This window comes from Mesorhizobium sp. WSM4989 (genome assembly GCF_029625795.1).
Classification (GTDB): domain Bacteria; phylum Pseudomonadota; class Alphaproteobacteria; order Rhizobiales; family Rhizobiaceae; genus Mesorhizobium.
This window is the reverse complement of the sequence record NZ_JARTVN010000002.1, coordinates 497,683-511,456: the sequence shown is the minus strand read 5'-3', so window position 1 is coordinate 511,456 and position 13,774 is coordinate 497,683. Positions and strand designations below refer to the sequence as shown.

11 protein-coding genes are annotated in these 13,774 nt (G+C 62.5%); 5 read left to right on the top strand and 6 right to left on the bottom strand.

Translation table 11 applies throughout. From position 1 onward, the window contains the following. Positions 1 to 1,215 (bottom strand): glycosyltransferase family protein, encoded by a 1,215-nt coding sequence (locus P9217_RS15175; protein ID WP_095823336.1) that lies wholly within the window; start codon positions 1,213 to 1,215, stop codon positions 1 to 3. A 672-nt stretch (positions 1,216 to 1,887) separates the two neighbouring features. Here P9217_RS15175 and P9217_RS15170 point away from each other — a divergent pair. Next, positions 1,888 to 2,751, top strand: a complete 864-nt coding sequence (locus P9217_RS15170) for a FecR domain-containing protein (protein WP_278087179.1) — start codon at positions 1,888 to 1,890, stop codon at positions 2,749 to 2,751. Positions 2,752 to 2,926: 175 nt separating this feature from the next. Here P9217_RS15170 and P9217_RS15165 read toward each other — a convergent pair whose 3' ends face one another. From P9217_RS15165 to uxuA, 4 genes are all read right to left on the bottom strand, one after another. After that, positions 2,927 to 5,131 carry an adenylate/guanylate cyclase domain-containing protein gene (locus tag P9217_RS15165; protein ID WP_278087178.1) on the bottom strand — a complete coding sequence of 735 codons (2,205 nt, stop codon included), beginning with the start codon at positions 5,129 to 5,131 and terminating at the stop codon, positions 2,927 to 2,929. A 214-nt stretch (positions 5,132 to 5,345) separates the two neighbouring features. Next, positions 5,346 to 6,590, bottom strand: a complete 1,245-nt coding sequence (locus P9217_RS15160) for an MFS transporter (RefSeq protein ID WP_278087177.1) — start codon at positions 6,588 to 6,590, stop codon at positions 5,346 to 5,348. A 139-nt stretch (positions 6,591 to 6,729) separates the two neighbouring features. Further along, entirely contained in the window at positions 6,730 to 6,867 is a 138-nt protein-coding gene (locus P9217_RS15155; protein ID WP_206628220.1) for a MaoC/PaaZ C-terminal domain-containing protein, read from the bottom strand. Positions 6,868 to 6,938: 71 nt separating this feature from the next. Beyond that, positions 6,939 to 8,123, bottom strand: coding sequence for a mannonate dehydratase (uxuA, locus tag P9217_RS15150; protein WP_278087176.1), 1,185 nt, complete (start codon positions 8,121 to 8,123; stop codon positions 6,939 to 6,941). A 188-nt stretch (positions 8,124 to 8,311) separates the two neighbouring features. Between uxuA and P9217_RS15145 the strand changes: the two genes are divergently transcribed. The 4 genes from P9217_RS15145 to P9217_RS15130 all read left to right on the top strand — a co-directional run bounded on the left by P9217_RS15145 (position 8,312) and on the right by P9217_RS15130 (position 12,418). After that, the gene (locus tag P9217_RS15145; protein WP_278087175.1) at positions 8,312 to 9,043 is read left to right on the top strand and encodes an FCD domain-containing protein; all 732 of its coding nucleotides are present in this window, start codon (positions 8,312 to 8,314) and stop codon (positions 9,041 to 9,043) included. Between the two features lie 17 nt (positions 9,044 to 9,060). Beyond that, on the top strand, positions 9,061 to 9,846 hold the full coding sequence (locus P9217_RS15140; RefSeq protein ID WP_095823341.1) for an SDR family oxidoreductase: 786 nt from the start codon (positions 9,061 to 9,063) through the stop codon (positions 9,844 to 9,846). Positions 9,847 to 10,514: 668 nt separating this feature from the next. Next, a complete protein-coding gene (locus tag P9217_RS15135; protein WP_245307597.1) occupies positions 10,515 to 11,195 on the top strand; it encodes a WecB/TagA/CpsF family glycosyltransferase in 681 nt (226 codons plus the stop codon). Further along, positions 11,192 to 12,418 (top strand): NAD(P)/FAD-dependent oxidoreductase, encoded by a 1,227-nt coding sequence (locus tag P9217_RS15130; RefSeq protein WP_127246030.1) that lies wholly within the window; start codon positions 11,192 to 11,194, stop codon positions 12,416 to 12,418. The genes P9217_RS15135 and P9217_RS15130 overlap by 4 nt, the downstream gene beginning before the upstream one ends. Positions 12,419 to 12,517: 99 nt before the next feature. Here P9217_RS15130 and P9217_RS15125 read toward each other — a convergent pair whose 3' ends face one another. Then, complete coding sequence (locus P9217_RS15125; RefSeq protein WP_278087174.1) at positions 12,518 to 13,675, bottom strand: GNAT family N-acetyltransferase; 1,158 nt, start codon at positions 13,673 to 13,675, stop codon at positions 12,518 to 12,520. Between the last annotated feature and the right edge of the window lie 99 nt (positions 13,676 to 13,774).

Here is a 13,774-nt window from a genome sequence, read left to right as displayed (position 1 = left end):
TCAGTTGATGCCTTCAATGACCGAAAGGTGATGGCCGGCACGCCTGTCGAGCAGTTCCGCGACGATCGCGGAAATATGAGGCAGCCCTTCCAGCCTCAGATGCGGATTGCTCTGCGATGGGCGGGGCCGATCCGGCAGCACCTTCAGTGTATCGGCAAACCGCTGGGAATCCTCGGCTTCTTCCGGCGAAAGCATCTTGATGAGACCGAGTTCGGCTGCTCGCCGTGCGCGGATCAGTTGCTCCTCGCGCGGCTTGATGCGCGGCACGATCAGCGCCGGCTTGTCGAAGGACAGTATCTCGCAATAGGTGTTGTAACCGCCCATCGCCACTACCGCCTTGGCGCCCGCAATCAGCTCTTCCATGCGGTTGTCGAATTCGATGATCTTGATATACGGGATTTTGGACCCCTTCTTAAGAAACTTGTTGCGCTTGCGCGCCGGCATGTAGGGCCCAAGCACGATCAGCGCCCTATGCTGCAATTGCGGATCCTGCTGATAGGCATCGATAACGTTGTGGATCAGATCGGCGCCGTCGCCGCCGCCACCGGTCGTAACGAGGATATAGTCGCCCTCGGGGCGGTGGCCGGGCAACTCGTTCTTCTGCAGGCTCCGTTGCAGGAAACCGACGAACTTCATCTTTGCCCTGATAGCCGGCGGCACATCCAGGCCGGTCAACGGATCGTAAAAATCCGGCGGACCGTAGGCCCAGACCTTGTCGTAGAACAGGCCTATCTTGCGCATCACATCCCTGCGTTCCCACTCTGCTTCCAGCAGATGCGGCGCATCCATCACCTCGCGCAGGCCAAGCACCAGCGTAGTGCCTCGCGTCTTGAGGTAGGACAGCGTGTCCTCGATCTCACCGCGCAGCCCGAGCGGTTCCTTGTCGACGATGAAGATATCCGGCCGAAACGTCTCGGCTGTGTGGCGAATGATCGACTGGCGCATTCTTAGCGTCTCATGCAGATCGATATCCTTTTCCAGCGAGGTGTATTCGCCGTTGCGCAACTTGATGACGCTCGGGATCTTCACGAAGTCGACGCGGGCGCGGTAGTCGAAGGCGCCGGCGATAGGCGCGCCCGAAATGATAAGCACCTGAAGTCCGTGGAAATCCTCGACCAGGGAATGCGCGATCGTGCGGCAGCGCTGCAAGTGGCCGAGCCCGAACGTGTCGTGGCTGTACATGAGAATTCGAGCATCTTGTACGTGCTGGGTCATTGTCGAACCTCTTTAGAATTCTCGCCTGAGGACCGCGGGCCCCCGCAGGATTCGAACCCATTTCTCGCGGGTCTATCGACCTGTTTTGAACATGAGGGAGCAATTTTTTCAAATTATATTACCCAAGAGGGTTCATATGCTGAGCAGCGTCTGCTCAGCTGCTATGCACATTGGATGCGATGCCCAGCCTATTTGCCTTGTCGGCCTCGTGCGCTGCAGATAGATCACGGCGGATACATGCACTTGTATCGAGACGGGTCGCGGGCTGGCCGATTGCTTGCTTTCAGAAAAGCGGCCAGGGCGATGGCGCTCCTCCCTCGTGGCCGACGCGGCTAAACTGCCCAAGAATGGGCTGAAGATCTTCAAAGACAGCGCGCCGACACAAACCATGATCGATGCCCCAGATGCGGGCGCTCTCGCGCCGCCCACGCAGAACATCGCCTTGTCCCTCAGCCAGACGAATTCAGTAACAGCATTGGCGTTATCCCACCTCCGACCCGATGAGCGAGGGGGCAACCCGCGCGGCCCACCCAAGCGCAGGACCTAACGTCGACGATTGTGCCTTCGAGCGTCGCCCAAGCGAAAGAGCCATATTCTACTCAAATTGAGGTATGACTCCGCGGGGACAGCCTTTCAAGCATGTGCTAATAAAGCCGTTTCAGGGAGGATGCCATGCCGTCCTTGAGGTGGGCTGCAGTTGTCGCGCTTGCCGCGAATCTCATCAATGCGACACCGACCATAGCCGCCGAAGCAGTGGGCCGGGCAGTCGTGATCAAGACTGCCGTTACCGGCGCAACCGGACCACTGGTGGTCAGCGCACCCGTTCATCGGGACGAACGTATCAGGACATCCAACACCGGGCTTGGCCAATTCGTGTTCCGGGATGGCACCAAGCTGGCGGTGGGGTGGGGTTCTTCCGTCGTCCTCGACAAATACGTCTTCAACGATAATAATTCGGTGAAGAAGCTCACCATTCGCGCTGCCAAGGGAACGTTTCGCTGGATAAGCGGGAGCTCGCCTTCGTCCGCCTACCAGATTGTGACGCCCGCAGGCACAATAGGCGTGCGGGGAACAGCATTCGATGTCCACATCGCGCCCAACGGCAAAACCGCCGTCGTGCTGCTGAAGGGGTCGGCCCGATTCTGCAGCGGCGGCGGATGCAGGGAACTGAAGCGGCGCTGCGATTGTGTGGTCGCGACGCCGTCAGGCTCAATGACCGACGTTGTCAAGGTCAATCGATCTGTGCTCACCACACTCGGGACCTCGCGGGCATTGCCGTTTCTGACCGGCAATCAGCAGCTCTCGGGAGGCTTTGACGCAATCGGCGGAAATTGCGGGCTTACGGCTGCCATTCAGCAGGAGCATACGGCGCGGCCGCAGCGGCGCAACTCACCGGCGCCACCCGGTCCGGGCACGCCCGATCCGCCGAGCCCGCCGCGGGGCGACAAAGATGACGGCAACAACGGCCATGGAAATGATCCGGGCAAGCACGATCCCAGCAATCCCGGAAAATCCAAGGGTCCTGGCAAAAAATAGCGGCAGGGGTGGCCGGCAGTGGCAAGAGCAGCGGATAGCCGCTCTTTTTCTCGGCGCGTCCGTATCCGACTTCGCCAACCGGTCTGGGCCAACTCGCCCCTACGTCGGGGTGGACGAAATTGTTGCCCTTGAACACCACCGAGTCGAGCGGTCGACCGCCCTACATCAATGAAGGTCAGGAACCGGAGCCGAATTGTTGCTCCGCATAGCCGGCATTCGCTTCCATCGCCGCTCCCGCCCGCTTGCCAACAAAATCATCCGCTCTGCGCGAGATCCGGCCATAGAATTCCTGCAACCCTGTCGGCAGGCCCGCAGCCTTGACTTTGGCCGCCGCGATCATCTTTCGGGTGCCTGGCAAGCGGGATTGCAACGCCTCCACGAGCTTGCCGTGGAGAAGCCGCAATTCGGCAAAATCCGGCGACGACCCAACGTTTTCATCGCCTACGACGGCATTGATTCTGGTCCTCGTGCTCTTTCCCTTGAGTTCCAGCGATCCGGCGTCGAGCAAGGCCCAGCCTTGCAGCGATCTTACTGTGTCGTCGGACGCGAGGATATCGAAACTCACCGTCTTGCACGTTGTCTCGATACGCGCTGCGATGTTCACCGCGTCGCCAACGGCCGAATAGTTGAAACGCGACTCCGCGCCCATATTTCCGACACAGGCGACGCCGGTATGGATTCCGATACCGATGCGAACCGTCTGCCCGGCCCCGAATCCGAATGCATCGCTTTCGTTGAGGCGGGCAATCGTCTCGCGCATCGCCAATGCCGCGCGAGCGGCTTTGCGGGGATGATCGGTGACGTCGACCGGGGCATTCCAAAAGGCCATGATCGAATCGCCGATGAACTTGTCGAGCGTGCCTTCATTGGCGGTGACATGACGGCTGAGCGCGTCGAGAAGCGTGTTCAAAAACCGCACGACGGCGGTGGGCGGCAGTCTTTCGCTGATCTCCGTGAAGTTTCGCACATCGACAAACATCACGGTCAGCTCTCGGTCGTCGCCGCCAAGACGAAGCGCGTCGCGCGTGTGCTCGATCCGGTAGAGAAGCGATGGCGACAAATACTGACCGAAGGCCCGCCGGATCGCGCGCCGCTCTCGATCAGTCACCAGGAAGCGGAAAGAGGTTGTCGCGAAATGCGTGATCGTGCCCATGAGGATCGGCGCAAACGGGTCGAACAGCAGTCCCGCAAGCGAAAAGGCAAACCATGATGCGACGAGCGCCAGTCCCGTGATCGCAAGGCCGCAGGCGAGCGCAATCGCGGGGCTTACGAAAATCGTCAGAATCACCAGGAGGCTGCCGAGCATCGCGATCGACGCGATTTCCAGCCCGTTTGCCCAATCAGGCCGAGACAGATAGTGGCCGGACAGCACCTGTTCAACGATCTGCGCGTGGATCGAGACGCCCGGCACGTTCTCACCGAGCGCGGTGACACGAATGTCCTGCAGCCCGGCGGCCGAAGTGCCGACAAACACGATGCTGCCTTCGATCGCGGCCCTCGTTTCGGACGAGACTCCGCCGGGTGCAAGCACGTCCTTCGCCGAAACATAACGCTCGGCCCTGTCGGGACTGACATAGAGCCAGAGTTCGCCGGCCGAGGTCACCGGGATAACGAAGTCGCCGATCTTGACGGAGGTCATTATGCCCTGCCGATCCGGCGCGCCGGCAATGAGGTAGGTGGAGGCCCCCTGCGCTACTCTTATGGCTTCGAGGGCAAGATCCGGATAAAGCTGCTCGCCATCAGTCAGAAAGAGTGGGGCTGTCCTCACCACAGCGGTCGATCTGCCGGGATTGAGGCTGATGTGTCCGATGCCGGCTGAATTGGCCTCAAGCTGCGGCCGCAGCGGCGTGGCTGCCTTGATAGGCGGAGGAGCAGCGACCGGGCTCTCGCCCATAAAGGCAATGCCAGCCTTGATTTGCGGCCGATAGTTCCCTTCGTTGGAGATGCCGTAGCCCAGGATAACTGGCTTGCCGGCGATCGACCCGGCGAAGATCTCGTCATTGTCGGGCAGGCGGTCGAGCAGGGCCGGATCGATGCCCGGCACGTCGCGGAGGACAGTGCGAGGCGACAGACGGTCGGGCTCGGCGAAAAGGATGTCGAATGCGATGGCTGCCGCACCAAGCTCCGTCAGCTTTTCGACCATGGCCGCCATGCGATCCCTGGGCCACGGCCACTGCCCGAACTGCTGCAATGAGGCCTCGTCGATGTCCACCACGCGGACGGGCATCGACTCGAAGCGGCGAGGTGCCAGCCTCTGATACTGGTCGAACGTCGCTTCGCGGGCGAGTCTCAACGGCTGCGGGTCGCTCGCCCGGACAATGGTAAGCGCTGCGACCAGCGACAGACCCAGGATGACGCCGGCCAACTGGGCGCGTGTCATGACATCTGCACCAGTAACTGTGCCGCGTATCCTGCCTGCATGGCCCGCTCCGGGAGGCAGCTTTCGAGCCTCGAAGCTAGGCTGCATTGTTCCCGGCAAATGTGCAATCGCCAACCTTACGCCCAACGGAGCAGCGTGGGCCCAGCGCTGGCGATTTGCGTAGCGACGAAGTTCTCAATCGGCTCCAGCGCTAGACAGTCGAGGAGCAAGAGCGCTAGCGGAGGCCGCCGGCCATTTTCACGCTCTCCGGCAAGTTTCGCAACCACAGCATAGCGGCCGCCCCGAGAAGCGGGCCCGGCACCAGCAGCAGGAAGGCCCAGCGCCAGCCGCCGATGAAGTCGGCGAAGCGCGGCGTCAGCCAGATGGCGAGCACCGTCAGCGCAAAGCCGGCGCCAAGCTGCACCGACAGCGCCGTGCCGACGAAGCGGCGATCGCCAAGCTCGGTCACTGCGGCGGAGAATTGCGCCGAATCGCCGATCACCGAAATACCCCAGACGACGGCGACCAGCATGAAGAGCCAAAGCGGCCCGGCAAACAGGAAGCCCATCAGCAGCGCACAGCTTCCCGAGACGATCATCATGCCGGCGGTGGTCGCGGTTCTGCCGATGCGGTCCGACAGATAGCCGCCCAACAGGCAGCCAATGATGCCGGAGGCGACGACGAAGAAGGTCGAAAGCGAGGCGGCAGCGGCCGATCCGATCGCCTGCGCCTCGAATGCCGAGCGCGTATAGGCAAGCAGCCACGCCCACATGGCGTAGAGTTCCCACATATGGCCGAGATAGCCGAGATTGGCCAAGAGCAGCGGCCGCTCGCGAAACACCTGCCCGATGCGCGATGGCTCGAACACCGCCTTGCCGAAAGGATAGGGCCCCTCCCTTGCGAACAAGAGAAACAGGAGCGCGCCGACCGTCGTTGCTACACTGGCGGCCGCGACCACCGGCCGCCAGTCGAGCGCGGTCAGGACAGCGCGAAAAAGATGCGGCAGCGCCGAGCCGATGGTGAGCGCGCCTATGACTGCGCCGAGCGCCAGCCCCCGGTCGCGCGTGAACCAGGTGGCGACGAGCTTCAGCGCCGGCGGATAGACGCCGGCAAGTGCTGCGCCGGTGACAATACGCGCGGCGATCACGCCGCCCGGCCCGAGATGAAACAGCAGGCTCGCATTGGCGAGCGCGGCGACAAAAGCGGCGGCCGCCATCAGCCGGCTGAGCCGCACCAAATCGGGAAGGTTGACCAGGCTCGCCCCCAGCGCACCGATCACGAAGCCGACCTGAACGCCGTTGGTCAGCCAGGCCTCCCCGCCGGCGCCGAGCGCGAGCTCCTGCCTCAGTTCGGGCAGGATGGCGGTCGCCGAAAACCAGGTGGTCAGCGACAGAACGACCGCCAGGCAAAGCAGCGACAGCACGCGCCAGCGGCCGCTGTCGGCGGCCATGCCAAGCGGGCTGCCGCTCACCGCGCTCATGCGCCTTGCAGCGGGACGGTCAACACGGTCGCCGCGCCGGTGGGACAAAGCTCCCCTGGCCGTTGCGTAGGCTGGTCTCGATCTTGCAGATCGGCTTGTCGGGGCGCAACTTCTTGACCTCCACGCGTCCGATGATCGCCTACTCAACGCCGACCGCCTTGACGAACTTCCATGCGATTTCGAGAAAGACGGTCCCGGGCCCGGGCAAATCCTCCGCGACCAGGGCATTGAGAATACCAGAACTGACGCCGCCGTGGAGGATCGGCTTGCCGAACACCGATTCTCGGCCAGCGCGGTCATTATGCAGCGAATTGCGCTCGCCGGTAATGTGGGTGGAGAGTTTCGATTCTATGCCAGCCCGAACCGTTCGACGGCCCGCATGATGCCGCGCAGTTCGGCGAGGCCCTTCAGCCTGCCGATCAGCGAATAACCGGGATTGATCCTGGTCTTGCCGATGTCGTCGGCGAGCAGATGTCCGTGATCGGGTCGCATCGGAATGCGCCAGTCGGCGCGGCCTTCCTTTCGACGGCGCGCTTCCTCCTGCATCAGGGCGAGGATGACATGCGCCATGTCGGTGCCGCCCTCGAGATGCTCGGCCTCATAGAAGGAGCCGTCATCCTCGATGGTGACGTTGCGCAGATGGACGAAATGGATGCGGCCCGCGAACTCCTTGACCATGGCGACGATGTCGTTGTCGGCGCGCGTGCCGTAGGAGCCGGTGCAGAATGTCAGCCCGTTTGCCGGGCTGTCCACGGCATTGAGGATGAATCGCGCATCGTCAGCTGTCGAAACGATGCGCGGCAGGCCGTAGAGCGAGAAGGGCGGATCGTCGGGATGGATGCACATGCGCACCCCTTCCTGTTCGGCGACCGGAATAATCTCGCGCAGGAACCAGGCGAGATTGTGGCGCAATTCCCTTGGCCCAATCGAATCGTACTCGGCCAAGGCCTCGCGAAAAGTGTCCCGGTTGTAGCTGCGCTCGGTGGCGGGCAGTCCGGCGATAAGGTTACGCTCGATCCGGTCGATTTTCTCGTCGCTGAGCTCTTTCAATCGCGCTTCCGCTTCGGCGATGCGCGCGGCGCTGTAGCCGGCCTCGGCATTCCGTCGCTTCAGCACGAACAGGTCGTAGGCCGCGAAATCGATCGCGTCGAAACGCAATGCATAACCCGTCGTCGGAAGGCGATACGCCAGATCGGTGCGGGTCCAGTCGACCACAGGCATGAAATTGTAGCAGATCGTCGCGATGCCGGCCTTCGCCAGCGCTCGGATCGTATCCTTGTAAAAGCCGACATAGCGCAGCCGTTCCGGCGAGCCGATCTTGATCGAGTTGTGGACGGGGATGCTCTCGACGACCGACCAGGTCAGCCCCGCCGCCTCGATGATCCGCTTGCGCTCCAGGATGTTTTCCAGCGGCCAGGCGCGCCCGTCATAGATGTCGTGCAGCGCCGAGACGATTCCGGTCGCCCCGGCCTGCTTGACGTGATCCAGCGTCACCGGATCGTCCGGGCCATACCAACGCCAGCACTGCTCCATTTTCTGCCTTCCTTTGAGAGGGAGCGGCAAGTTATTGTTGGACCACGATGAGAGTCAATGACAATTTGGGCTTTATCGGACGCCCTAATGGCCGACAGTAGCCCGGCAAACTGGTCGAGACCGCATCCAACTCGATTGTTTTCCCGGAATGTTGCGATATTCTGGTCCAACAATTTGGGAGATCGTCATTGGAAAATTCTCAGGCCGTGCGCGAGAGCGTCGCCCGCCGGCACCCCGGCGGCAGTTCGGCGGTCGATGCCGCGGCCGGGCGGATCCTCGATCTCATCCGCTCGCGGCAGCTGAATATCGGCGACGTGCTGCCGACAGAGCGCGAGCTCAGCGAGATCACCGGCGCCAGTCGCAACACTGTGCGCGAGGCTTTGCGCGCTATCCGGACCTACGGGCTGATCGAACCGAAACCCCGCGTCGGGGCGGTGCTCGCCGACAGGCATAGCATCGCCATCCAGAATTTCTTTGCCGCGCATATGGATGTCTCGCGCTCCTCCTTCGCCGACATTCAGGGCTTCAGGCGCATCATCGAAGTCGGCATCGGCGACCACATCGTGCTCAACGCCACCAACGAGCAGATCGAAGCGCTCGACGCGGTCAACGCGCGGATCGTCGAGAGCCGCTCGATCCAGGAGGCCGCCGAGAATGATTTCGACTTCCACATGGCGTTGATCGGGCTGGCGGACAACCGCATGCTGTCGGACATGTATTCCTTCCTTTCCCCGGTGATCCTGCGGATCATGACCATCGGCAAGGAGATGCGCCCGGTCCTGGCCGACACCCGCGCCGCGCATGGCGAGATCGTCGCCGCCCTGCGCGCGCGCGACAGAGTGGCCTACGCCTACCTGATGAGCCGCCATCTGGATTTCGCCCTGCGATTCCTGCCGGAAGAGCCGGGTTCCGACACGTGACTGAAGGAGTTCCCGCAATGAAGGATTTTGTTGGCAAGGTCGCCCTGGTGACGGGGACGACGGGAATCGGTCTGGCAACCGCCAGGCGCCTCGCCGCAGGGGGTGCTGCGATCATCGCCTGCGGCATCGACCGCTCGGCCAATGCGGCAATGAGAGCGGAGCTGGAAAGTTCCGAAGCCGGCGCGCTGGTCGTCGACACCGACGTCTCCGTGGCGGACCAGGTCCGCGATGCCGTCGCTGCCGGGGTCGCACGGTTCTGCGGCCTCGACGTGATCGTCAATTCGGCGGCCGTCCATCCCTACGGAACCGCGACCACGACCGACTGGGAAACATGGAACAAGGCCATGACGGTCAATGTCGGCTCGATCTACCTGACGGCGCATTACGGCATCCCCGAAATGATCCGCCGTGGTGGCGGCGCCATCGTCAATGTCGCCTCGGTGCAGGGTTTCGCCTGTCAGCAGAACGTCGCCGCCTATGCCACGACTAAGGGCGCAATCCATACGCTGACGCGTTCGCTGGCGCTGGATTACGCGGCGGCTGGCATCCGGGTCAATTCGGTCAGCCCAGGCTCGATCCGCACACCGATCCTGGAGAAGGCCGCGCGTGGCGAAACCGGCAGCGATGCCGATGTCGAGGAAGCGTACAGGCGCTTCGGTGCGGCGCATCCGCTTGGCCGCATCGGCGAACCGGAAGAAGTGGCCGAACTCATCGCCTTTCTGTGCTCCTCCAGAGCGAGCTTCTGCACCGGCGCGGATTACAAGATAGACGGCGGCCTGACCGCCGGCATCGGTGTGAAATAGAGCCATGAAGATCGGTCTTGGCCTTTGCCGGAGTAGCTGACGCCGGACGATTTCCGCTTTGCCCGTCTGGCGGGCGCCATGCATGTCGCTGCCCGCCTCACCAACTATTTCGTGGCCCAGGATCACCCAGGATAGATCAGGAGCTTGTTGGCATTGCAATGTGGTCGCACCAGTGGCGATCGCATCGCATTCGTGTTGAAAACGCAGCTTCAAAATCACCCAAAAAGCAAGTGAAGTCGAGGTCAAAAGGTTAAACTGATTTATATTTCGATTCAAATTGTCCATATTAACTAACTATTAACATGTCGCTTAACTTTTTGATTTTTTTAGGTATGGTGCCATGAAGGAGGTAGTTTGAACTACCGGAGAGTGGGGCGACTTCTCCTATGCGAAAAGTTTTAGAAACTTCAAAAAGAGATTTTGAACAACACAGCGCTACGACCGGCGGATCGGATCCGCTCCACTCCAGCCAACATCTGACGTCCGCGAACCATGAGACCTCTCGTTTTCCCCGGTTGCAGCACCAGACTTCGACCGGACGTCCAAGCGTGACCGCCGTGGCAGCGCTGGAAGCAGCCCCTTCCCGGCAGGACCTGCCTGCATTGCCGACGGTGCAGCTTGGCGGGCTGCCTGTCACCGTGATCGATCGGCAGGGCGCCGCCCGCCTGATGCTCGCGGCGGCGCGGCAGCACCGCCATGGCAGCCGTCCCTACTACTTCACCTCCGCCAACGGCGACGTCATCGCCCAGGTTCGCGCGAAATCTGAGATCGCCGCCCTCTTCCGCGAAGCCGACCAGATCTTCGCCGACGGCCAGCCGCTTGTTCTCGCCTCGCGCCTATTGTGCCGCACGCGGTTGCCGGAACGGGTGGCCACCACCGATCTGTTCCACGATGTGGCGAAGCTCGCCGAGAACGAGGCCGCGACCTTCTATCTGCTTGGATCGACTGAGGCCGGGAACGCCAAGGCCGTGACCGCCATCAAAGCCAGCTATCCGCGCCTGCGCATCGTCGGCCATAGCCATGGCTACCTCACCGGCGAAGCGCTCGAGAAAAAGCTCGAAGAGATCGACGCGCTTGCACCGGACATATTGTGGCTCGGCCTCGGCGTGCCGCGCGAGCAGATCTTTGTCCGCGATTTTGGCTCGCGGCTCTCGAATGTCGGTGTGATCAAGACTTCCGGAGGGCTGTTCGACCATATTGCCGGCAAGGTCCGGCGCGCCCCCCTCTGGGTCCAGAAGGCGGGTTTCGAATGGCTGTGGCGCATGTTGATGGAGCCGCGCCGGCTGTTCTGGCGCTACTTCACCACCAATCCGCGTGCCCTTTATGCCCTATTGAGGTATTCCCAATGACAGCCGAACATTCGCTTCGTCCGCTGCCGGAGGGAACCGACACGGAGATCGCTGTCGTCGGCGGCGGGCTCTCCGGGACACTTGCCGCGACTCTCCTCGGCCGGTCGGGCTACCGTGTCACATTGATCGACCGCCACCCCGTTTTTCCGCGCGAGTTCCGTGTCGAGAAGATCGCCGGCGACCAAATCGACAAGCTGCGCCGGATCGGCCTCCTCGACAGTCTTTCCACGGCGGCCGCGGCATTCGACGAGATCGTCAACGTGCGCAAGGGGCGAGTACTCGACCGCACGCGAGCCCGCCACTACGGCATTTTTTACGACGACCTCGTCGCGGCGATGCGGGCCGAACTGCCCAAGGCCGTACGCTTCGTCGCCGGCAGGGTGAGCGCTGTGGAGGCCGGCCCAGAGCGGCAGCGTGTGTCGATCATCGGGCAGCCGGATGTGACGGCTCGCCTGCTTGTGCTCGCCACCGGCATGGGCGACATCCTGCGGCGCGACGTCGGCATCGAGCGCCGGTTCGTCCACCAGCGCCAATCGCTGACTTTCGGTTTCAATGTCCGGCCGGCGGGAGCAAGCGCGTTCAAGCATCCGGCGTTGACCTATTACGGCGAACGCGTTTCGGACGGCATCGATTACCTCAACTTCTTCCCGGCCGGCGGCGTTACCCGCGCCAACCTCTTTGTTTTCCGGGAGCATACCGACCCGTGGGTCAAGGCGCTGCGCGACCGCCCGCGCGAAACGCTCATTGAAACGCTTCCGGGACTCCTCAAGACCTTTGGCGATTTCGAGGTCATCGACCGCGTTTCGAGCTGGCTCACCGACATCACCGTCGCCGAAAATTGCAAGCGCGACGGCGTCGTCCTGATCGGAGACGCCTATCAGACATCCTGTCCGGCCGCCGGAACAGGCGTCAGCCGCCTCCTCACCGATGTGGAGCGCCTGTGCATGGTGCACGTGCCGCAGTGGATGGCCTCGCCCGGCATGGCGGCGGCGAAGATCGCCACCTTCTATGATGATCCCACGAAGCAGGCGATGGATGAACGGGGGCTCGAGTTGGCGAATTTCCGCCGCAGCTTGACCATCGACACGGACCTGCGCTGGCGCGCGCGCCGGCAGGTTCATTTCAGCCGTCGCCGCATCCTGCACGAGATCGACAAGTTCAGCCCGAGCTTTGCCGCGCGGCTGCGCGGTCTCAAGCGGCCGCAAGTGGAAGCCGTGACCTGATTGCGGGTAAGCCGGCGCATTTCGTTCAAAGTACGCTTCGGCATAGGCGTGCGCGACCGCCTGAAGCTAGCGTAAGGCGTCCGAACCGACCCGCTTCAACTAGGACGACTCGGCGGCTTCATCGGCAGCCGGCGGCACGATGACAGCCGAAGGCTTGGCCTTCTTGACATGCGCGGCCTCAAGGATATGCCGCGCCAGCGCCTTGGCCGCCGGCAATTTCTGCACCGTTAGATGCGCCGCATAGCCGAGCGGACTCCCTGCGCGGTAGATTTGCCACATCGGTGAAGGCCGGCCGCCGAACACGCGCTTGTAGGGCTCGTCGCCGATGGTGAAATCGAGGTGTTGATCGCCGCGCTCGATGCAATCGCGGGCGATCTGCTCGAACATCAGGCTGCCGATCGACTGCTTCCGGTAGCCGGCCTCGTCGAAACCGCCGAGGATGACCAGGAGCGAGCCGCGGTGCTTGAGCCCGAGCGCGCCGGCGATCGGCTGGCCGTTCATCCAGAATGCATAGGTGCGGGCGAAGCCGCCGCACCCTTCATTGGCCACGGCCAGGTAGAAATCGAAATAGGAAGGCAGCTGCAAAAGGTCGGCCGGACCGTTGCTGCCGTCGAAGCGTTTGCCGCGATAGAGCTTGAGGGCATCGAATGTCGTGCGGACCGCGGCCGGGCCGTCAACGCATTCGAAGCGCGCCTCCCCGATGCGGTTGAGCTGCCGGGATTTCTTGTCCAGCTCCTTGCGATAGGACTGGTCCAGCCGCTGCTCGCGCCAGCCGGCGAATGTCGGCTCCAGCTTGCTGGAATAGGCGCTCATGCCCATGCTGTCGCGCTTGTCGACGCCAAGCAGGTGCTCCATCGCCAGGGAGCGGTCCGCCAGCTTGCCTATGCGCAGGAGATCGTATGGCCGCAGATACTTGCGGATGGCGGCGACGGTGCGGGCGTCGGCAAGAATGCGGGAGAAGGTCTCCTCGTCGGCGACGGGCGAGACATAGTCCGAAACCCGCATATCCGCGAATTCCACGACCTTCAGCAGCGTGTAGCGGCGCCTCACCAGCGGCAGGACCATCGCGAGCCTTCCGCTCGCACGCACGCGGACGACGATGATCAGTGGCGTGGCGGCGCCTTGCCGCACGAGCCTCTCATAAAGTTGCGCGAGCCAAATCGGATGCTGAAAAGCGGTTGCCGCCGAGCTGGCGAAGAGCTCGGCGTACTCCGTCGAACGGAAATCGAACGCATCCTCGGCAGTGACTTCAAACATGTGATCCGAACCGGCAGGGACAGCGGCTATCCACGACTTCTTACGTTCCAGGTCAAGACCGGTCGCCGCGATTGTTGGAATCTTGGTATATGCCGAAAC

Coding starts and splice junctions, on each gene's coding strand:
- P9217_RS15175 (WP_095823336.1), bottom strand. CDS start 1,215: ATGACCCAGCACGTACAAGATGCTCGAATTCTCATGTACAGCCACGAC.
- P9217_RS15135 (WP_245307597.1), top strand. CDS start 10,515: ATGCTCGCGGCGGCGCGGCAGCACCGCCATGGCAGCCGTCCCTACTAC.
- P9217_RS15125 (WP_278087174.1), bottom strand. CDS start 13,675: ATGTTTGAAGTCACTGCCGAGGATGCGTTCGATTTCCGTTCGACGGAG.
- uxuA (WP_278087176.1), bottom strand. CDS start 8,123: ATGGAGCAGTGCTGGCGTTGGTATGGCCCGGACGATCCGGTGACGCTG.
- P9217_RS15170 (WP_278087179.1), top strand. CDS start 1,888: ATGCCGTCCTTGAGGTGGGCTGCAGTTGTCGCGCTTGCCGCGAATCTC.
- P9217_RS15140 (WP_095823341.1), top strand. CDS start 9,061: ATGAAGGATTTTGTTGGCAAGGTCGCCCTGGTGACGGGGACGACGGGA.
- P9217_RS15160 (WP_278087177.1), bottom strand. CDS start 6,590: ATGAGCGCGGTGAGCGGCAGCCCGCTTGGCATGGCCGCCGACAGCGGC.
- P9217_RS15130 (WP_127246030.1), top strand. CDS start 11,192: ATGACAGCCGAACATTCGCTTCGTCCGCTGCCGGAGGGAACCGACACG.
- P9217_RS15165 (WP_278087178.1), bottom strand. CDS start 5,131: ATGACACGCGCCCAGTTGGCCGGCGTCATCCTGGGTCTGTCGCTGGTC.